Annotated in this window: 19 protein-coding genes and 1 tRNA gene; 6 read left to right on the top strand and 14 right to left on the bottom strand. The window is 68.7% G+C overall.

The annotated features are described in order from the left end of the window. Window positions 1-150: 150 nt before the first annotated feature. Window positions 151-2,355, top strand: a complete 2,205-nt coding sequence (gene helR / locus L324_RS37805; RefSeq protein ID WP_268871973.1) for an RNA polymerase recycling motor ATPase HelR — start codon at window positions 151-153, stop codon at window positions 2,353-2,355. Between the two features lie 348 nt (window positions 2,356-2,703). Here the strand turns inward: helR and L324_RS37800 are convergent, their stop codons facing one another. The 7 genes from L324_RS37800 to L324_RS37775 form a co-directional block, all read right to left on the bottom strand. After that, window positions 2,704-3,198 carry an Lrp/AsnC family transcriptional regulator gene (locus L324_RS37800; RefSeq protein WP_037320370.1) on the bottom strand — a complete coding sequence of 165 codons (495 nt, stop codon included), beginning with the start codon at window positions 3,196-3,198 and terminating at the stop codon, window positions 2,704-2,706. Between the two features lie 168 nt (window positions 3,199-3,366). Beyond that, window positions 3,367-4,710 carry a diaminopimelate decarboxylase gene (gene lysA / locus L324_RS37795; protein WP_037320368.1) on the bottom strand — a complete coding sequence of 448 codons (1,344 nt, stop codon included), beginning with the start codon at window positions 4,708-4,710 and terminating at the stop codon, window positions 3,367-3,369. Window positions 4,711-4,851: 141 nt separating this feature from the next. Further along, window positions 4,852-5,010, bottom strand: a complete 159-nt coding sequence (locus L324_RS43170; protein ID WP_162835893.1) for a DUF6307 family protein — start codon at window positions 5,008-5,010, stop codon at window positions 4,852-4,854. A 10-nt stretch (window positions 5,011-5,020) separates the two neighbouring features. Then, complete coding sequence (locus L324_RS37790; protein ID WP_037320366.1) at window positions 5,021-5,203, bottom strand: RGCVC family protein; 183 nt, start codon at window positions 5,201-5,203, stop codon at window positions 5,021-5,023. Then, window positions 5,200-6,252: a fatty acid desaturase family protein gene (locus tag L324_RS37785; protein WP_051174361.1), complete on the bottom strand. Its 1,053-nt coding sequence runs from the start codon at window positions 6,250-6,252 to the stop codon at window positions 5,200-5,202. Before L324_RS37785 ends, L324_RS37790 begins: the two co-directional genes overlap by 4 nt. 451 nt (window positions 6,253-6,703) lie before the next feature. Further along, entirely contained in the window at window positions 6,704-7,627 is a 924-nt protein-coding gene (locus L324_RS37780) for a dihydrodipicolinate synthase family protein (RefSeq protein WP_037320364.1), read from the bottom strand. Between the two features lie 150 nt (window positions 7,628-7,777). Further along, the gene (locus tag L324_RS37775; RefSeq protein WP_037320362.1) at window positions 7,778-9,007 is read right to left on the bottom strand and encodes a M20 metallopeptidase family protein; all 1,230 of its coding nucleotides are present in this window, start codon (window positions 9,005-9,007) and stop codon (window positions 7,778-7,780) included. Window positions 9,008-9,083: 76 nt separating this feature from the next. On the opposite strand from L324_RS37775, the gene L324_RS37770 reads away from it, so the two are divergent. From L324_RS37770 to L324_RS37760, 3 genes are all read left to right on the top strand, one after another. Beyond that, on the top strand, window positions 9,084-9,566 hold the full coding sequence (locus L324_RS37770) for a tRNA adenosine deaminase-associated protein (RefSeq protein ID WP_201769701.1): 483 nt from the start codon (window positions 9,084-9,086) through the stop codon (window positions 9,564-9,566). Between the two features lie 44 nt (window positions 9,567-9,610). After that, on the top strand, window positions 9,611-10,042 hold the full coding sequence (locus tag L324_RS37765) for a nucleoside deaminase (RefSeq protein ID WP_051174360.1): 432 nt from the start codon (window positions 9,611-9,613) through the stop codon (window positions 10,040-10,042). 85 nt (window positions 10,043-10,127) lie between these two features. Further along, on the top strand, window positions 10,128-10,334 hold the full coding sequence (locus tag L324_RS37760) for a CsbD family protein (RefSeq protein WP_037320359.1): 207 nt from the start codon (window positions 10,128-10,130) through the stop codon (window positions 10,332-10,334). Between the two features lie 120 nt (window positions 10,335-10,454). Here L324_RS37760 and L324_RS37755 read toward each other — a convergent pair whose 3' ends face one another. The 4 genes from L324_RS37755 to L324_RS37740 form a co-directional block, all read right to left on the bottom strand. Continuing rightward, window positions 10,455-10,646 carry a hypothetical protein gene (locus L324_RS37755; RefSeq protein ID WP_152547121.1) on the bottom strand — a complete coding sequence of 64 codons (192 nt, stop codon included), beginning with the start codon at window positions 10,644-10,646 and terminating at the stop codon, window positions 10,455-10,457. A 26-nt stretch (window positions 10,647-10,672) separates the two neighbouring features. Beyond that, entirely contained in the window at window positions 10,673-10,894 is a 222-nt protein-coding gene (locus tag L324_RS37750; protein ID WP_037320355.1) for a hypothetical protein, read from the bottom strand. A gap of 392 nt (window positions 10,895-11,286) precedes the next feature. After that, window positions 11,287-11,374 (bottom strand) — tRNA-Ser (locus L324_RS37745). A gap of 42 nt (window positions 11,375-11,416) precedes the next feature. Continuing rightward, window positions 11,417-11,971 (bottom strand): DUF305 domain-containing protein, encoded by a 555-nt coding sequence (locus tag L324_RS37740; protein ID WP_037320353.1) that lies wholly within the window; start codon window positions 11,969-11,971, stop codon window positions 11,417-11,419. A 93-nt stretch (window positions 11,972-12,064) separates the two neighbouring features. Between L324_RS37740 and L324_RS37735 the strand changes: the two genes are divergently transcribed. Next, a complete protein-coding gene (locus L324_RS37735) occupies window positions 12,065-12,517 on the top strand; it encodes a limonene-1,2-epoxide hydrolase family protein (RefSeq protein WP_173426445.1) in 453 nt (150 codons plus the stop codon). 318 nt (window positions 12,518-12,835) lie between these two features. Here L324_RS37735 and L324_RS37730 read toward each other — a convergent pair whose 3' ends face one another. Further along, the gene (locus tag L324_RS37730; RefSeq protein WP_037320351.1) at window positions 12,836-14,170 is read right to left on the bottom strand and encodes a BNR-4 repeat-containing protein; all 1,335 of its coding nucleotides are present in this window, start codon (window positions 14,168-14,170) and stop codon (window positions 12,836-12,838) included. A gap of 194 nt (window positions 14,171-14,364) precedes the next feature. Between L324_RS37730 and L324_RS37725 the strand changes: the two genes are divergently transcribed. After that, window positions 14,365-16,830, top strand: a complete 2,466-nt coding sequence (locus L324_RS37725; RefSeq protein ID WP_037320349.1) for a DUF8508 domain-containing protein — start codon at window positions 14,365-14,367, stop codon at window positions 16,828-16,830. A gap of 75 nt (window positions 16,831-16,905) precedes the next feature. On the opposite strand, the gene L324_RS37720 is transcribed toward L324_RS37725, so the two are convergent. Further along, window positions 16,906-17,277: a hypothetical protein gene (locus L324_RS37720; protein WP_037320347.1), complete on the bottom strand. Its 372-nt coding sequence runs from the start codon at window positions 17,275-17,277 to the stop codon at window positions 16,906-16,908. Next, the gene (locus L324_RS37715) at window positions 17,270-20,011 is read right to left on the bottom strand and encodes an FtsK/SpoIIIE domain-containing protein (protein WP_037320345.1); all 2,742 of its coding nucleotides are present in this window, start codon (window positions 20,009-20,011) and stop codon (window positions 17,270-17,272) included. The genes L324_RS37720 and L324_RS37715 overlap by 8 nt, the downstream gene beginning before the upstream one ends. Window positions 20,012-20,015: the final 4 nt, after the last annotated feature.

The following is a 20,015-nucleotide window of genomic DNA, read 5'->3' as shown; positions in this document are numbered from 1 at the left end:
GGTTCGCGCCCCCATTATCGCGCACGATCCTTTTCCCGGTAACGGCGGGTCCCTCTTGACAAGGGGTGGACAATAAAAAATCGGCGTCCGATCAGAATTGCCCGATCGATACGCCGAATGTGTCAGTAGTCTAACCGCTGTGAGGGGAACTTGTCAAATCAGGGGTACGACGAGGAATTGCGGTCCGAACGGGAGTACGTCACGTCCCTGTACGGGCGGCTGGACGCCGAACGTGTGCGGGTGAGCGAAGCGTACGCGGGCGCGCTGCGCGGAGAAGGGTTCGCGCTTTCGGACCGGGAAGTGTCGGTCGCCGCGAAAGCCCGCGAAATGGCCCGGTTGAAGGTCGCCGACGAGGGCCTTTGTTTCGGCCGTTTGGACGCCCTTTCGGGCGAACGGATCTATGTCGGCAGGGTCGGCCTTTTCGACGAAGACGACGACTACGAACCCTTGCTGCAGGATTGGCGCGCGCCCGCGTCACGCGCGTTTTACTGCGCGACGGGCGCGTCCCCGGAGGGAATGGCGCGACGCCGTCAGTTCCGCACCCTCGGCCGCAAGGTCCTCGACTTCACCGACGAGGTCTTCGGCCGCCCGGACGCGGCGGGGGAACGGGGCGACGTCGCGCTGCTGGCCGCGGTCAACGCGCCGCGCGGCGAGGGGATGCGGGACATCGTCGCGACGATCCAGGCCGAACAGGACGAGATCATCCGGCTGGAGCATCCAGGTGTCGTTGTCGTCGAGGGCGGCCCCGGCACCGGCAAGACGGCGGTCGCGCTGCACCGGGTGGCGTACCTGCTGTACACGAAACGCGAGCGCATGGAACGCCGCGGCGTGCTCGTGGTCGGGCCGAGCAGCGGCTTCCTCGACCACATCGGCCGGGTCCTGCCGTCGCTCGGCGAGACCAGCGCCGTCTTCACGACGCCGGGAGACCTCGTCGCCGGCCTGCACACCGAACGAGAGGACCCGCCGGCCGTCCAGCGGCTCAAGGGCTCACTGGCGATCCTGGACGTGCTCGCGGCGGCGGTCGCGGACCGGCAGGAACTGCCCGCCCGGCCGGAGCCGATCGAACTCGGCGACGTCACCGTGACGCTCGACGCCGGGATCACCGCGGCCGCGCGCGAGGTGGCCAGGGAGAGCGGGCTGCTGCACAACGAGGCGAAGGCCGTCTTCGAACGCGAGGTGATCACCGCGCTCGCCGAACGTGCCGTCGACCGCGTCGGCGAGGGCTGGCTGCCGCGTGACGACACGCACAACCGGCCGGAGATGCTGAAGAACCTCCGGCGGGATCTGGAAGGCAGCGTGGGACTCGGGGCGGTGCTCGACCGCCTGTGGCCGGTGCTGACGCCGCGGCGGCTGCTCGCCGACCTCTACGGCTCGACGGCGCGGTTGCGGGCCGCCGGGGCCGATCCGGCGCTGTTCCGCGAGGACGCGGCGGCGTGGACGGTGTCCGACGTGCCCCTGCTGGACGAGGCCGTCGAACTGCTCGGCTGGGACCGCACCGCCGAGCGCCGCGCGGAGGAGCGGCGGCAGCTGGCCCAGCAGGAGTACGCGGAGCGGGTGCTCGAACTCATCGAGGTCGAAGAGGATCACGACGACTACGAGTTCGCGCTCCGGCCGACGGACGTGCTGAAGGCGGAGGATCTGGCGGCGCGTTACGCGAAGCGTGACGAACGGGACCTGGCCGAACGCGCCGCCGCCGACCGGGAATGGACCTATGGCCACGTCGTGGTCGACGAGGCGCAAGAACTGTCCGAAATGGACTGGCGGGTGCTGATGCGGCGTTGTCCCAGCCGGTCGTTCACCATCGTCGGGGATCTCGCGCAGCGACGGTCGCCGTCCGGGGCGCGGTCGTGGGACGCGATGCTCTCCCGGTACGTCGCCGACCGGTGGCTGTACCGGAAGCTGACCGTCAACTACCGGACGCCGTCGGAGATCATGGCGGTGGCGTCCTCGCTCCTCGCGAGTTTCGCGCCGGACGCCGTCCCGCCGGAGTCGGTGCGTTCGTGCGGTGTGCGGCCGTGGGCGCGTCCACTGTCCGAAGTGGACTTGGATGACGCCATCGCGGAGTTCGTCCGCGAGGAATCGGAGCGCGACGGGACTTCGGTCGTCATCGGGCCGCCGGGAATCCCCGGTGCGATCGCGCCGTCCGCGACGAAGGGCCTGGAGTACGACGCCGTCCTCGTGGTGGAACCGGAACGGATCCTCGCGGAAGGCCCCAGCGGCGAGGCGGAACTGTACGTCGCGTTGACGAGGGCGACCCAGCGGCTCGGGGTGCTGTACAGCGGGCAGCTGCCGAAGGTCCTTCGGGGGCTTGACTCCAGGCGGCGGACTCCGGACGCGTACCTGCGCTGTGTCTAGCCGTGGCGGTTCGACGGACGGGGGTGAAGGGGCCTTTCGTCGCATGCGATGCGGGGAAAGCGCCCCTCGCCGCATGAGACGCGGGGAAAGTTCCCTTCAGCCCCGGGCATGGCCCCTGAGAGCAGGGAGCGAGGTCCCGCGGCCGCGGAGGCCCCGTTGCGAAGGTACGACCTTGGCCACACCACCGGTCCCGCAACGACGTCGTGAGTGGCGAGTGTCGTTCTAACGTCACTCGCCACTCACGACCCCGCTCCCTCGGAACCTCAGGAGGAAAGCGAGCGACGACGAAGGGGCCTTTCCTCGCGTATTTCGCGGGGAAAGGCCCCTTCATCGCACGGGACCGAGGTACTAGCGGGTCAGGTTGCCCCAGGCGTATGTCTGTTTTGCCAGTTTCAGATAGACCAAGGTCTCGGTGCTCACGACACCCGGGATAGGCCGGATGTCGTCGTTCAGCACACTCAAGAGGTGTTCGTCGTCCCGGCAGGCGACCTCGGCGAGCAGGTCGTATGTTCCCGCGGTGAGGACGACGTAATGCACGTCCGGCAATCCGGAGAGCTGGTCGGAGACCGCTCGCGGATCGCCATGGACCTTGATCCCGACCATCGCCTGCCGTCCGAGTCCGACGTTCGTCGGATCCGTGACCGCGACGATCTGCATCGTCTCGTCCCGCAGCAGCCGCTGGACGCGCTGCCGCACGGCCCCTTCCGACAGGCCGACGGCCTTGGCGAGCGCCGTGAACGAGGCCCGCCCGTCGACTTGCAACAGGGCGATCAGAGTGCGATCGGTATTGTCCAAACCTCTAGGTGTGCGCTGCTCCATCTGCGCGCGTGGTTCGTCACCCATGCCGTCCCTCCCTTTGTTTCGGCATGCGATTCTTGTCGCGCAGCGTATCGATCAATGTCCAGAATGCTACCGCCGTTAAGTTGTTTGTCGCGATTCTCTTTTCCAGCGTCGTCGCACGCAGGATTCTGTCGTGCGATAGAGCGAGTGGGGAGGTTTTCGGAAGGCGAGTCAGCCGAGGTCGCGTTTCAGCAGGTCTTCCTCGGTTTCGCGCCGGACGAGCAGGGTCGCCGTACCGCGCGAGACGCCGACTACCGGCGGCCTGCCGACAAGGTTGTAATTCGACGCGAGCGAGTGGTGGTAGGCCCCGGTGCACGGTACGGCGAGCAGATCCCCGGGGTGGACGTCGTCGGGAAGCGCCAGTCCGTCGGCGAGGACGTCGCCCGATTCGCAGTGCCGTCCGACCACCGTCATCGGCCGCCGGGCCGCGCGGCTGCGCCTGCCGATCAGGCGCGCGGTGTACGCGGCCCCGTAGAGCGCGGGCCGGGCGTTGTCGCTCATCCCGCCGTCGACGGCGACGAACGTGCGCGAACCGCGTTTCACCGCGCAGACCCGGTACACGGTGATACCGGCGGGGCCGACGATCGCGCGGCCCGGTTCGATCGTCAGTTTCGGCAGGGGGAAGCCGTGCGACGCGCATTCGTACGCGAGTGCGACACGCAGGCGGCGCACGTAGCCGTCGATGTCGAAACCGGTGTCGCCGGGCAGATAGCGGACGGCGTGCCCGCCGCCGAGGTCCAGTTCCCGCAGCGTGACGCCGTGGGTCGCGCGGAGCCGGACGAGCACCCCGATCATCTTGCGCGCGGCCTGTTCGTAGAAGTCCACACGGGACACCTGTGAACCGATGTGGCAGTGCAGCCCCGCCAGCCGGAGCCCCGGCTGGGCGAGGACTGCGGAGACGGCCCTGTCGAGGTTGTCCCGGACCTCCTCGCGCAGCGAGAAGCCGAACTTCTGCCCCTCGGTGCCCGTGGTGATCGCCGCGTGCGTCCCCGCCGCGACGTCGGGGGTCACACGGATCAGCACCTGCTGCGCGCCGGTGGCGAGCGCGCCGAGCTGCTCGATCTCGTCGAGCGAGTCCACCACGATCCGGCGGACGCCGTAGGACAGCGCGGCCTTGAGGTCTTCGGGGGTCTTCGCGTTGCCGTGCAGCAGGATCCGCTCGGCGGGGAAGCCGGCCGACCGGGCCACGGCGATCTCGCCCGCGGAGCAGGTGTCGAGGGAGAGCCCTTCCTCGGCGATCCAGCGCAGGACCGCCCGGATGCACAGCGCCTTGCTCGCGTACGCCACCTCGGCGTCCGGCAGCGCCCTCCGGTACGCGCGGGCGTTCTGCCGGACCTCGTCCTCGTCGAGCAGATACGCCGGGGTGCCGAACCGGGCGGCGAGGTGGGACACCGGGGCGCCGGCGAACAGCAGTTCCCCGCCGGGGCCGAGACAGGTGCTCCGGGGCCAGACGCCGGGTTCGAGGTGGTCGGCGGCCTCGCAGCCGAGGCTGGGCAGGAGCTCGCTGAGCGTCACGGTTACCTCCGCGTCGATCGGTCAGTGCTCCGCCAGCACAACCCCGATCGCCCCGCCCCGGCCGCTCCGGCAACAGCTCCCTGACGGCCAGGGGCGGGTCACTGACGCGTTGTTAACGCGCGAGTAACTTCGGCCACACCGTCAGCGGATCGGCTCCGGGACGGTGTCGAGGGCCCGCACCATGTGCACGGCCAGGGAGAACGCCGCCTCGTTGTCGAGGGTGGTGTGTTCGGTGACGATCTTCTTCACGGTGTCGACCCGCTTTTCGTAGCGGGAGACGGGGATGGTTTCGGCGTTCACGGTGCTTCCTCTATTCGGTTGTTTCGGGCTTCGTGGCACAGGTGCAGCCGCGGCTGAAGCCGCCGGCCGCGGTCGCGGTGCAGAACCGCCGCGCGATCGCGTCGTGTGAGGACATCGGATGCGGGCAGCTCGGGCAGCGGTCGCCGGCGGCGGGCTCGGCGACATCGCCGAGTGAGTGGACGGCGGCGGTCATCGCGCACCCGCCATCGCCTGGGCGCGCAACGGAGCGCCGACCTCGTGCAGGTGCCGGAGGACGTACCCGTAGGACGCCGCCCAGCCGCACTGCGCGTAGTCGATGCCGTGCTTCTCGCAGAACTCCCGGACGATCACCTGGGCGTGCTTGAGATTCGGCCGCGCCATGCTCGGGAACAGGTGGTGCTCGATCTGGTAGTTGAGCCCGCCGAGGGCGAAGTCCACGACCGGACCGCCGCGCACGTTGCGCGAGGTGAGGACCTGCTTGCGCAGGAAGTCGAGCTTGTGGCCCGCCGACAGCGTCGGCATCCCCTTGTGGTTCGGAGCGAACGAGCACCCCATGTACACACCCCAAAGGCATTGGTGCACGGCGATGAAGGCGAAGCCGACACCCGGCGAGAGGACCACGAACACGGCCGTCAGATACGCGGCGATGTGGGCCAGCATCAGCGCCGATTCGAGCTTCCGGCGTTTGAAGCCGCGCTGGAAGATCGCCGTCACGCTCGACACGTGCAGGTTCAGGCCTTCCAGCAACAGCAGGGGGAAGAACAGGAAAGCCTGGTACTTCGCCATCCAGCGCAGGAAACCGCGCCGTTCGGCGCCTTGGGCCTTGGTGAAGATGAGGGCCGCGAGGTTGACGTCCGGGTCTTCGTCCTCGTGGTTGGGGTTGGCGTGGTGGCGGTTGTGCGTCCCGATCCACCAGCCGTAGCTCAGCCCGGTCAGGCCGCCGTGGACGAATCCCGTGGCGTCGTTGGCTTTGCGGCTGGAGAAGATCTGCTTGTGCCCGGCATCGTGCCCGATGAAGGACAGCTGCGTGAACATCATCGCGAAGAAGGCGGCGAGGAACAGCTGCCACCAGGAGTCCCCGAGGTGCGCGAACGCGACCCAGCCGCCCGCGAAGGCGAGGAGGTTCAAGGAGATTTTCAGCGCGTAGTAGACGCGCCTCCGTTTGAGCAAGCCGGCGTCTTTGACCAATTTGGACAGTTCGGCGAAGTCGCTGCCCTGTTTGGACGGCGACGCCGGCTGATCCAGCGGCGTTGCGAAGGTCATGGCGAATCACACCGTTCTGGTTTGTGAGAGTGGTCAGTCCAGCAACGGGTTTCGGTACACCGAAGGGTCTGGTTCGGCCGAGAGAGGCACTGGTCCCACAACACGCCACGGTAGCTCCGTGGTCTATCCCCATCGTCCCACGGCCGTCCGGCGGAAGCAATTCACCGGAACGGCACGATCTGGCGTACAGTCAAGGACATCGAGGGAAACTTCCCCCGGTTCCGTCCGGTCGCGAGCTTCGGCCGGAGACAGGAGCACCGGCCAGACATCGATCTCCTCGCGCTCATGGTCCCACCGGCTCCGCCGGTGAGCAGCCGCCCGCCACGCCGCACGGCGTGCCTCGAGGCGCCCATAAGGGCCAAGCCGCGATCGTCGATGGCCACGACCTCTGACCTGTCACCGTGGGCACGCCCACCCCCCAGGGCGGGCGTGCCCACGGTCAGAAAACCTTCTAGCGAAGACCCCATTTCCCGAGCAGGACGCCGACCCGGTCCCGTTCGGCGCCGGTCAGCGGACGGCTCGGCGGTCGCACGTCCGCGCGGCACGAACCCAGCTGTGCCAACGCTTCCTTCACGACGCTCACGTTGTTGGCGTTCCTGTCCGCGGCCCGCAGCTCCTCGAAGGGCCGGATACGTTCCCAGCAGGCCATCGCGCCGCGGAAGTCGCCGTCCCGCAGCGAGCGGAACATCTCCAGCGAAATCGACGGCGCGACGTTCACGAGTCCCGACGTGAACCCGGTCGCGCCGACGGCGAAGTAGCCCGGCGCGGACAGCTCCGCCAGTCCGGCGATCCACGCGAACCGGTCGAAGCCCGCGTCCCGCGCCACCGACGCGAACCGCACCGGATCCGGCACCGCGTACTTCACCCCGATGACGTTCGGAGCGGCGTCACCGAGCCGGGCCAACCGCTCGCCTTCGATCGCCGGGTCGCGCACGTAGAGCACGACGCCCAGTTCCGGGACCGACGCCGCGATGGCGCGGTGGTACTCGACCCAGCCGTCCGCCGAGACGTACGGATGCACGGGCTGATGGATCATGATCAGCTCCGCGCCCGTCTCGTGTGCGTGCCGTGCCGCGCGGATCGCCGTGGCGACATCGTGTCCGACGCCGGCGACCACGGTCGCCCGCCCGGCCCCGGTCTTGACCGTCACTTCGAGGCAGTGCCGCGCCTCGGCTTCCTCGAGGGCGTAGAACTCGCCGGTGTTGCCGTTGGGCGTCACGACGTCGACGCCGCCGGTGAGCAACCGGTCCACCAGCTTCGCGTAGGTCTCCGGATCCACGGCGCCGTCGGCGTCGAACGGGGTCACCGGGATCGCCACGACCCCGGACAGCCGTCGTTTCAGCTCGTCGAACGAAGAAGCGGTCGTCACTGGCATGTCCGATCTGATATATGATGTGACAAGTCACGTTAGCACGACGGCTTCATCGGGACGTGCGTCCTGAAAGTTGGGACGGGTGGTCGGTCCAGATGGTCGTGAGTGGTAATGACGGTTAGAACCGTCATTACCACTCACGAGACGAGATGGCTACCGCAGTGCGTCGAGGGCGAAGGCGGCGTACAGCGCGACGCCGTTGGCCATGGCGTCCTCGTCGAAGACCACCTTGTTCGAGTGGTTGGCCTCGACCGTGGCCAGGTCCGCGCCGGGCGGGCAGGCGCCGAGGAAGGCGAAGGCACCAGGCACGCGCTGCAGGACATAGGAGAAGTCCTCCGCGCCCATCACCGGGTTCTTCATGACCTCGGCGTTGCGGGCACCGAGGACCTCGGCCGCCAGTTCCAGCACCCGGCCCGCGACCCCCGGATCGTTCACCGTGACGGGATAGCCGGGGAGGACTTCGGCGCTCACGCGGACGCCGTGCGCCGCGCCGACCGCCTCGCACACCTTCGGCAGCTCCTCGCGCACGAACGCCTGCGTCCGCTCGGACAGCGTGCGGATCGTGCCCTCCAGGAAGGCCGTCTCCGGGATGATGTTGGTCGTCGTCCCGGCCTCGATCCGGGTGACCGAGACCACCGCGGGCTCGAACACGCTCACCTTGCGGGTCACCATCGTCTGCAGCGCGCTCACCATCGCGGCCGCCGCCGGAACCGGGTCGATGGCCTGGTGCGGCGCCGAGCCGTGGCCGCCCCGGCCGGTGACGGTGACGTGGAAGCTGTTCGCCGACGCCATGATCGGCCCCGGCCGCGTCTGCACGATGCCGGACTCGACCTGGGTGAAGATGTGCAGGCCGAACGCCTTCTCGACCCGTTCGCCCGCCGCGTCGAGCACACCCTCGTGGATCATGTGGCGCGCGCCGTGCTCGCCTTCCTCGCCGGGCTGGAACATGAAGACGACCGAGCCGGCCAGCTCGTCGGCGTGCTCGCTGAGCAGCCGCGCCGCCGAAGCCAGCATCGCGACGTGGGTGTCGTGCCCGCACGCGTGCATCACGCCGTCGTCCTCGGAGGCGAAGTCGAGGCCGGTGTCCTCCCGCAGTGGCAGCGCGTCCATGTCGCCGCGGAGCAGGACGGCCGGACCCGGCTTCCCACCACGTAGGACGGCGGTCAGCGAGGTGGTCGATTTGCCCTCGATGATCTCCAGCGGCAGCCCCTCGAGGGCCGCCTTGATCGCGGCCTGGGTCTTCGGCAGCTGGAGGCCGAGTTCCGGATTCCGGTGGATCTCCCGGCGGAGTTCCACGGTTTTCGCTTGGAGTGCGCGGGCTTCGTCCAGCAAACCGGCGAAGCGCGCGTCGGGGAGCGTGGGCAGGTCGGTGGGTCCGGTCATGTCTCGATAGTGGCGCATGAGGCGGTTCGGGCGCACCGTGCGTGCGTTCCGAATGCGGGCGGAATACGGTGTGCGCATGGCGGTGCAAGAGCCGATCACGGGGTTCGCGGTGGCCGTGGTGCGGGAGGACGGTCGATGGCGGTGCAGCTCTCTTGATCCAGGGGCGCTCGCCGAACTCGACGCTGCGATCACTGAGCTCGGAAAACTGCGTTCGACCGGTGCCGCCTTCGGGCTGCTGGCGGTCGACGACGAGTTCTTCGTGATCGTCCGGCCGAGTCCCCGGGGGCCGTCGTTGCTGCTGTCCGACGCGGCCGCGGCGCTCGACTACGACATCGCCGCCGACGTCCTCGACGTGCTGAGAGTCGACCCCCCGGACGAGGACGACGACGCGGTCTGGCCGGAGGGCGATCTGGAGATCCTGGCCGATCTCGGCCTGCCGGGGGCGGAGCTCGAGGTGATCGTCGGCGAGGTCGACCTCTATCCGGACGAACAACTCCAGATGGTCGCGCAGCGGTGTGGATTCGCCGCCGAGTTCACCAAGATCCTGGACGAGATCTGAGCCCCTCCGCCTCCGCCGCCGACATCGCCGCCGTCCGGGCGGCGATGTCGGCGGCGCGGGGTGCGGGCGACGACGTGCCGATCGGCGCCGTCGTCCTGGCACCCGACGGGACCCCGCTGGCTTCGGCGCGCAACGCCAGGGAGGAACTCGGCGACCCGACGGCGCACGCGGAGATCCTCGCGCTGCGGGCCGCGTCCAAGATCTATGGCGACGGCTGGCGGCTCGAAGGCTGCACGCTCGCGGTGACGCTGGAGCCGTGCACGATGTGCGCGGGCGCCCTCGTGATGGCACGGGTCGCGAAGCTCGTCTTCGGCGCCTGGGAGCCGAAGACGGGGGCCGTGGGGTCGCTCTGGGACGTCGTCCGCGATCGGCGGCTCAGCCACCGCGCCGAGGTCGTCGGCGGCGTGCTGGAGAGCGAATGCGCCGCCCTGCTCGAAGACTTCTTCCACGGGCAACGGGGTAACCGCATCGGGTGAGCCGAGGTGTCACCTCCGGCCGGGTGGGTAACCCGGAGACAGGCGGTCGCATACGGCGGCCGCGGTCGAAGGAGGAACGTCCGCCATGAGCGTTTTCGACAAGGCGAAGGACAAGGCCGAGCAGGCGATCGGCGCCGCCAAGGAGAAGCTCGGCGAGAAGACCGGGAACCAGGACCTCGCGAACTCCGGCCGGGCCGATCAGACCGAGGGCCAGGTCAAGGAGGCCGGGCACGATCTGCGCGATCGCGCGGAAGGCGGCGTGCAGGACCTCAAGGACAAATTCAACAAGTAGCCACAGGCGATTGGCTTTGAGGAATCAAGCGGTGTTTGGGAGGCATCGAGTCCGGCGTCTCCCAAACACCGCCTCAAGGTGCGATGGACGTCTTCGGCGGTCCGGCTTTTCGGGTTGTGTTCAGTCGTTCGCGCTCTCGAACGTGGCGATCATGTTCTCTGCTTCTTCGATGTCTTTCCTGATTGTGTTCAGAACGAATTCTCTGACGTGATATGCGGCGTCGGCCATGCTGACGACCGCCTCGTCATATCTTTTCTGGGCGTCGGCCAGTAGCTGCTTCGACCTCGCGATCTGCCCATCGTACTTTCCCATTTTGAATCCGTCCATCTCCTGGTCGGTCAGCCGTTGGGGCGCCACTGGTCCTCTGAGGAGCGGTCGTTCCGCAGGCTGGGGTGCCGTTCCTTCAGCTTCTGAATCTGGCCTTGTGCGTTGGCTATGGTCTTCAGTGCGAACTTCTTGTCGTTCTGGTCGCTGTACTTGCGCCATTTTTCGATATGATCGCGGATCGCCTTCCGATGTCCTTCGACTTGGTCGCGCGCGCGGGCGGTGTTGTCGGCCATGTGGAACCTCCCCGATGTGTGCCGCACAGGTGATGAACATCGGTTTCCGACTCCCAAGCGAAGTCGGAAACCGTCCAACCTTTCAGGAAGTCAATTGCTGACATCTGCTATCGCTGAACGCGGTGTAGGTCGCAGGGTGCGCAACAGGCGTTACCGTATCCGAAATTCTCGTGTATCTGGTTATCGTGCCGTTACGAATGCCGCGGTCGATCTCTTCTTGGCGCGGGGGACACTGTCCTGCGGCTCGCGCGCGGCTGGGGCCAGGTCCGCTGCCCTGACGCGAGCGGCGCTGAGCGGCCGGTAGGGGCAGCACGCCGGGTTCGACCACTGCCCTGGGCCTGAAAGACGAAGAAACCCCCGGCCGGTGGTCCCGACCAGGGGTTTCTTCGCTGCGGTGGCGGTGGGATTTGAACCCACGGACGGGTATTAACCGTCACACGATTTCGAGTCGTGCTCCTTCGGCCGCTCGGACACGCCACCGCCGAGAACAATACCGGAGGGCCTCACGGGCCCTTCAGGGGGTCAGGAAATCCGCGCGGTGATCTCGTCGATCGCCGCCGTCTGGTTCTCGACGATCTCCTGTGCCAGCGCCTTCGTCTCGGCGTGCTCGCCCGAGGACAGCACGGTCTTCGCCATCGTGACGCCGTTGCGCAGGTGTTCGGCCATCAGCGGGAGCCAGGCCCGGTCGAACTCGGCGCCGGTCAGGTTCTCCAGCGCGGCGACCTGCCCCGAAGTGATCATCCCCGGCATCGAGTGCCCGGCGTGGCCCGCGGCGGGGAGCGCGGCCGCGTTCCACGACTGCAGCCAGCCGGTCATGGTCTGGACCTCGGCCGATTCGGCCTTGATGATCTTGGCCGCGATGGCCTTCACGAACTCGGACGCCGACCGTTCCGAGGCCAGGTTCGCTACCTGGATCGACTGCTGGTGGTGCGGGACCATCTGCTGGGAGAACGTGATGTCGGCCTGGCCCGCGCCCGGGGTGCCCTGCGGCGCCGGCGCGGCACCCGTGGCCGTCGAGCAGCCCGCGAGCACCCAGACGAGCAGTCCGAGCAGGGCCATCGGCAGTCGCCGTCGCATTGAGACCTCCGTAGTCATGGGGAACCGGCCCCTCCGCCTTGTGATACGGCTGTGACCTTCCGGCGGTTCAAAAACGGATTAGCCTCGGTGAGCATGACGGATCCGAAGACCGTGGTGACCGGTTTCCTTCAGGCCCTCGAAGAGCTCGACATCGATCGCGCGCTCGGCTTCGTGGCGATCGACATCGTCTACCAGAACGTCCCGCTTCCCCCGGCTCGCGGCCTTTCCGCGGTGGAGAAGCAGCTGCGCACCATGGCCCGCTACGGCAGCGGGTTCGAGGCGCGCACCCACCACATCGCCGCCGACGGCCCGATCGTGCTCACCGAGCGCACCGACGTCCTGCGGCGCGGTTCGTGGGAGGCGGAGTTCTGGGTGTGCGGCACGTTCGAGGTGCGCGACGGCCGCATCGTGCTGTGGCGCGACTACTTCGACTGGACGACGTTCCTGGCCGCGAGCGCGAAGGGCGCGGGCAAGGCGGCGATCGCCGGGGCGAAGTCGCTCCTCGGGAAGTACCGGACGCGGCAGGTGCGTGGTCGCGACTCGTGAGTGGTGATGACGGTTCTAACCGTCATCACCACTCACGAGGGTGGAAGCGGTCCGGACATGACGCACCGCCGGCGTACGGGCTCCGTCCTCCCCCGACGGGTCCCGTGCACCGGCGGTGCGCCCCCCATTCCCCCGGTCCCCCCCGCTCGCCCTCCCCGGCGAGCGCCAGAAGCCTTGCGGCCGCCGGGGGCGAGACCTGCCCTCCGGCGCCGTGAGCGGTGATTGTGTCTTCGCTCACGTCGCCAAAGGTAACTCCGGAAATGCCCGGCTGTACCCGGACTTGAGGTTCATTTAAGGCAGGGAAACCCCAATGGGCTATTAGCGCGGTGCTCCCGCTACATAAATGTCACCGTCGGCCACGGAGACGTCACGGGCGCCGGCCGCCCCGGTCGCGAGAATGCGGGCGGGGTCCCGGAATCCGGCGATCACCTCGACGCGCTGGACCGGTTTCGGTGTGGTGATCACGGTTTCCGGCTTCCAGGTGCGCCCGTTCCCGAGCAGGAAGGTTTCGATGTCCGGCCGTCCGTCCCGCGTTCCGTAAACGCGCCAAGTGCCGCCCTTGAGCGGTTCGATCTCGCGCAATCGGAGTCCGTTCGCGACTTCGCGCACTTCCCACTCCCGGCCGTTCCACGCCCCCGCGAAATCGCGCGGCGAGCCCGCGGCGTCGAACTGGAACCAGGTGACGAACGGTTTGCCGTCGCGCTGCGTGCCGACCTGGAGGATGTAGTCCGGCGACTTGAGTCCGCCCGGGAGTTCGAGCGGGGTTTCGACGACCTTGAGGTACCGCTCCTGTTCGGCGTCGTCGACCTGCGTGCCGAGGTCATGGCCCGCCGCGGAGAAGAAATGCAGGGTCCGGACGTCGAAGGACAGGTAGTAGACGTTCCGGTGGTAGACGTCGTGTTTGTGCTGCGCCGGTCCGCCGCCCGCCAGCGTGTAGACGAACTGGATCCGCCCGGACGACGGCGAATAGCGCAACTGGCCGACGTAGACCTCGTCCATGTGGTCGGCGCGGCCCAGCGAACCGAACGCCCACTGTTTCCCGGTCAGCCGCACCGAGTTCTTCCACGTCTTCCCGTCGTCGCGGGAGACGATGTACTTCATCGGGCGGAAATCGCTGTTCGCGGTGGGATCGAGTTCGTTCGTCGTCTCCCGGTAGAACAGGAACAGCGTGCCGTCGACGGTCTTGACCGGCATCGGGTAGCTCGCCGAGTCCCCCTCGGGGATCTCCGTGTCGGTCCAGGTGCCTTCGAGCGAATGGGCCAGCGGCGCGCGGCTGATCACGGTGCGCGTGTTGTGCATACCGCGGAAGATCAGCAGGTGGCCGTCGCCGGCGAGCAGCATCGTCGGGTAGTTGTGCGGGTCGGACTCGCCGTCGGCGATCTTCTTCGGCGCGCTCCAGGCGCCGGTCCGGTGGTCGTAGGCCTGGACGTAGGTGTCGGCCGCCTTGCCGGACCACGAGATGAAGGTCTTGCGCGCGACGGGATCGTGGACCCCGCCCGCGTTCGGCCGCCGGTCGGTGCGGGACGCGACCGCGCTCGCCGCGGTCATCACCTCGAAAGCGGGCTTACCGGGTGGTCCGGCGGCCGCCGGGGAGACCGGGGTCACGAGACCTGCCGCGAGGAGAGGGACGAGCACGCGAAGTAGTCCGCGCATGAAGACGCCTCCTGATGTGTGCAGGCGGCGGACCTTGATCCTCTCACGCGAGAACACGGCGAAACCAGTCCTGAAGCCGACGAAAGCAGGGGTCCGAACGGGCTAGCGGTGACGAATCGTTGTCTTGCCGTCTTCCTCATTTCACTTGTTCGGGGGAGTATTCCTCGACCGATCTTGCGAAGAGGGGACTCAGCGTGACCACATCCCGACGTGCTGCCCGGAGAAGGGCCCTGACCGTGGCCGTCGCCTCCGGGCTGGCCGTGAGCGGTGCCGCCGCTCCGGCCGCGCTCGCCGCGCCCAGCGCCGACGCCGTGATCGCCGAGGTCTACGGCGGGGGTGGCAACTCGGGGGCCACGCTGATCAACGACTTCGTGGAACTCGCCAACCGCGGCGCCGCCACCGTGAGCCTCGACGGCTTCAGCGTCCAGTACGCGCCCGCGTCGGGGAGCGGCTGGCAGGTCACGCCGCTGACCGGCGGCGTCGCGCCGGGTGCGCGGTACCTGGTCGCGGAGGCGAAGGGCGCGGGCGGCACCGTCGCCCTGCCGACGCCGGACGCCACCGGCACGATCACCCTGTCCGCCACCGCGGGCACCATCGCGCTCGTCCAGGGCACCACGGCGCTGACCTGCAAGACCGCCGCCGACTGCGCCGCCGACACCCGGGTCAAGGACCTCGTCGGATTCGGCTCCGGTGCCGTCATCCGCGAGGGCGCCGCGGCACCCTCGCCGTCCAACACCACGTCCGTCGCCAGGGCGGCGACGCTGGCCGACACCGACGACAACGCCGCCGACTTCACCGCCGGCGCGCCCACGCCGACCAACGGCAAGGGGGAGACGCCGGGCGAGACCGGTCCGCCGCCGGTGACCGCCAAGATCCACGACATCCAGGGCAGCACCCGGATCTCGCCGTTCAAGGACCGGAAGGTCGCCGGGGTGACCGGCGTCGTGACCGCGATCCGGAGCTTCGGCTCGGCACGCGGGTTCTGGATCACCGACACCGCTCCCGACGCCGACCCGCGCACCAGCGAGGGGTTGTTCGTCTTCACCGGCTCGACCACGCCCGCCGTGGCCGTCGGTGACGCGGTGACCGCCACCGGAACCGTCCGCGAGTTCTACCCGGACGCCCCCGCGACCTCGCCGTACCAGTCGCTCACCGAGCTGACGAGTGCACAGTGGACGGTCGATTCGAGCGGAAACGCCGTACCCGCGCCGACCGTCGTCACGCCGGACTCGGTCCCGGACACCGTCGCGCCCGCGCCGGGCGGCAACATCGAACCGCTGCCGCTGGAACCGGCGAAGTACTCGCTGGACTTCTGGGAGGCCCACGAGAGCGAGCTGGTCAGCGTCTCCGACGCGCGGGTCGTCGGCCCGACGTCGTCGTTCAACGAGCTTTACGTGACCACCAAGCCGAAGCAGAATCCGAGCGTCCGCGGTGGCGCGGTGTACCTGGACTACGACCGGCTCAACACCGGTGTCCTGAAGGTCGCGTCGCTGATCCCGTTCGCCGAGCAGCCGTTCCCGAAGGTCAACACCGGTGACGTGCTCACCGGCGAGACCTCCGGTCCGGTCGAGTACAGCAACTTCGGCGGCTACACGCTGTTCGCGACGAAGCTCGGTGCCGCCAAGGACAACGGGCTGCAGAGGGAGAGCACCCGCGCGCAGCGCGGCGGTGAGCTTTCGGTGGCGACCTACAACGTCGAGAATCTGTCCGCTTTGGACAGTGAGGAGAAGTTCGGCGAGCTGGCCAAGGCCATCGCCACCAACCTGGCGAAGCCGGACATCCTGAACCTGGAAGAGATCCAGGACAACAACGGGCCCGCCAACGACGGCACCGTCGCCGCGGATCAGACGCTGCGGAAGTTCGTCGACGCGATCGTCGCCGCCGGCGGCCCGCGCTACGAGTGGCGTCAGATCGATCCGGAGAACGGCAAGGACGGCGGGCAGCCGGGCGGCAACATCCGCGTCGGCTTCCTGTTCAACCCGGCCCGGGTGTCCTTTGTGGATCGACCCGGCGGCGACGCGGTCACCCCGGTCGGCGTGGTCAAGGAACGCGGCAAGACGCACCTGACCGTCTCGCCCGGCCGGGTCGAACCCGCCGACGAGGCGTGGGGGTCCAGCCGCAAGCCGCTGGCGGGCGAGTTCGTCTTCCAGGGCCGCACCGTGTTCGTCATCGCGAACCACTTCAACTCCAAGGGCGGCGACCAGCCGACGCACGGCCGCAACCAGCCGCCGGTGCGGAGCTCCGAGGTGCAGCGGGCCAAGCAGGCGACCGTGCTCCGCGGTTTCATCGACAAGGTGCTCGCGTCGGACAAGAACGCGAACATCATCGTGGCCGGTGACCTGAACGACTACCCGTTCTCGCCCGCGGTGCGGACCCTGACCGCCGGTGGCGCGCTGAAGGACCTCATCGCGTCGCTGCCGGAGAACGAGCGGTACAGCTACGTTTTCGAGGGCCAGTCGCAGGTGCTGGACCACATCCTGGCGTCGCGGGCGCCGCGCGGGACCGAGTACGACGTCGTCCACCTGAACGCGGAGTTCGCGAAGCAGGCGAGCGACCATGACCCGCAGGTGCTGCGGTTCCGGCCGAGCACGGGCAACCCGGTCCTGGACGCCTTCTATGACCTGACCGACTACCTGGAAAAGGTCTTCGGGCGCCCCTGACCCACGCATTCAGTCCTCTGGATGCGGTGATTGCACGCGCAACTACCGCATCCAGAGGACGAAACGCGGGAGGGGTCAGGAGCGTTTGGCACGCCAGCCGAGGGAAAGGACGGCCTGGACGAGTTCCTGGTAGCTCGGCTTGACCTCTTCCAGGTACCGCTCCAGGTAACCGGCCCGTGCGGTCGGCACCGGCTGCGGTTCCTCGTCGTCCGGCAGCCAGGAGAGGCCTTCGACGTTGTGCTGGGCCATCTTCCACCACCGCGTGCACCGGTCGATCGCCCGCTGCTCGCGTTCGGCGGCGTCCGCGACGGCCTGATGCGCTTCGGCGAGCCGGGCCTCCAGTTCGTCCGTGCGGGCGATCTCCCAGCTCCGGAGGTTCTCCGCCGAAGCGCGCGCGAGGCCGACGATCTCCTTGTACCGCATCGCCGCGGTGATGCCGTCATCCATCGAGAAGCCCTTCCGGACGCTGGAACGGGATGATCACCTCGGGGGCGCCATGAGTGGTGCGGTCGAAGAACAGCGCGCGACCCGGTCGCGGCGACCAGTGCACGACCTGCCCTGCCGCGAACGGCGACAGCTCGTTGCCCTGGACGTCCAGCGCGGCCCAGGTGCCGATGTCGTCGGTGCCCGCGAACCCGAGGGTGTCCTTGAGTCGCGCGATACTGCGCCACCAGCCGATGGTGTGGACGCCGTGCGTCGGCCCCTGCTTCAGCAGGACCCGTAGCTGGTCCAAGCCGCTCTTCAGCTGTCCGGGTGCCTTGGCCTCCAGTGCGGGGATCGAGGCGTCGACGCCGTACAGCAGCAGCACCTTCGCAGTGTCCAAAGAGGACAAGTTCTCCGCGATATCGATTACCCGGCCGGGCAGATCGTCGACCAGCGACGCGTGGTGGCCGTCCGCTCGGAGTCGTTCGACCAGTTCCGTCACCGCGGGGACGGACGCCTCGATCGGGCAGCTGAGCACGAACTCCACCGACCCGTGCGGATGCTGACGCGCCAGTGAGCGCGCGGCGGAGTCCATGATGGACAGTGCCTCCGCCGTGGCGGCGCCCAGGACCGCGACGTTCCGGCCCGGCGCCTTCGGCAGGTCGACCCCGCAGGCGGCCTCGTCGACGTCGATGGACTGGCCCAGCAGGGCCCGCGGCTTCTTCGTCGGCTTGAGATCGTTGAACGCCGGGAACCGTTCCAGTACGGGGGAATGCGCCCCGTCGAACAGCCGGGGCCGCTTGAACGACTCCGAGTACCGCTCCCACAACCGGTGCTGCAGTTTGACGAAGACGTCCTTGCTGCTCGCGTCCGGCACATGGGCGAGCTGGTTCCCGTGCGCGACACCGGAATCGTGGTTGATGACCGCGTGCCACTTCGGCGCCGAAACCGCCGCGTTGTTGGTCTCGGACAGCACCCGCCGCGCCTTCGGCATCGCGATCCGCAGCGTGCACTGCTCGAACACCGCCGGTTTGCCCCAGAACGCCTCGATCCCGGCGACGTCCTGGCTCGCCAGCACCAGGTGGATGCCCTGCGACCGGCCTCGCCGCGCGATGTCCTCCAGCAGCTGGGTCGCGGTCGCCGTCACCCCGTCGCGGCCGGCGAACAGGTACTGGAACTCGTCGATCACCGCGACGATCCGCGGCCAGTGCCCGCCGGGGTCCTGCTCGCGCAGGTCCGCGAGGTTGGTGACCTCGTGCTGTTTCGCCGCCGCCGAACGACGGCGCAGCTCGTCGGCGAGGAACCGCAGCAGCGCCAGGCCGAACTCGCGGTCGGTGTTGACGTTGACCCCGATGAGCTTGGCGTGCGGCAGCCAGCTGGCGTCCCGCCGTCCCGGCGCGAGCCCGGCGAACGACACGCCTTCCTTGAAGTCCAGCAGATACAGCGCGAGCTCGTCCGGCGAGTACCGCGCCGCGAGGCTGCCGAGCAGTGAGTACAGGAAGTTCGTCTTCCCCGAACCACTCGGCCCGCCGATGAGCGCGTGCGGGCTGGCGTCGCCGATGACGACCTCCACCGCCTCGCCCTCGAAGAACCCGACCGGCGCCCGCAGTTCCCGCGCCGAACTCTCCTTGCCCAGTTCGGTCGGCAGGAGGTCGGCGAACGACCGGGGCCCGCCCTGTTTGGCGATCAGTGCCTCGGCGATCCGCCCGGCGGCCCGGATGACCTGTGCGGACGGCATCGGCGGATCGAGGTCGACGACCAGGTCCGGACCGGTCATGCTGCTGACCGCGCGACGGTCGTCGAGGAGGCTCAAGGTCTCCACCGACGTCGACAGCGTGGTCGGCACGTCGACGAGGATCAGGCAGATCCCGGCCGCGAGCGCCCCGGTGGCGACGCGTTTCAGTTCGCGGGCGCGCTCCGGTTCGAGGGTCTCCCCGTTGCCGTAGAGCACCGCGACCCGGAACGGTTCGACGCGCTGGCCGCTCGCCTGCCGGATCTCCCGCAGCGAGGTGTGGCCCGCCTGCATCCCGGTCGCGTGGATGCGGCGGATGTGCCCGGCGAGCTCGTCGAGGAGGTCTTCGAGCCGTCCCGGGTCGTACAGGGTGAGCGCGCTCGTGCGGCTCAGCGGGTAGAGGTCCGGCAGGATCGCGGTCAGCTGCCCGACGTCCCACAGGTGGATGCGCACCGCGCCGGGCTCGAACGTGCTCAGCACGCGCATCAGCAGGTTCTGCACGATGCCGTCCACCGTGGCCCGGGTCTTCGGCGCCGAGGTGATGGACAGATGCGACTCGTCGAGCAGCGGGATGGCGACGTCGAACGTGCGCGGGATGTCGCGGCCCGGCACGGTCGCCGAACCGACGCGCCACAGCCCCGGCGCGGTGATGCCGGGATTCCCGCCGACGCGGCCGAGCCAGTTGCCCGGCTGCTGCCCGGCGGGGCCCGGCGCGTTGTGCGCGACCAGGTCGCGCAGCGCGTCCGGCCCCGCTTCCCAGTCCGCGTAGAACTGGCCCCGCACGCTGCCGAGCATGCCGAACACCTCGGTCGCGGCGGGATGCCGCGACCATTCGGCGTACTGATCGGAGGTGGAGTTGTTCATCCCCACCCGGACTATCTGCCGTTCCAGTTCCAGCTTGGCCAGTTCCGCCTCGGCGGCCTGGCGGGCGCCGTCGGCGGCCCCGAGGACGAGCCCGATCTGGTGCCGGACCCGCTCCAGCGCCGTGGCGACGCGATTGCGCTGTTCACTCGCTTTGCTGCCCATACCG

Source organism: Amycolatopsis orientalis DSM 40040 = KCTC 9412, from assembly GCF_000478275.1.
Taxonomy (GTDB): Bacteria; Actinomycetota; Actinomycetes; order Mycobacteriales; family Pseudonocardiaceae; genus Amycolatopsis; species Amycolatopsis orientalis.
Note: the sequence above shows the minus strand (reverse complement) of the source record. Positions and strands in the feature narration are given on the sequence as shown.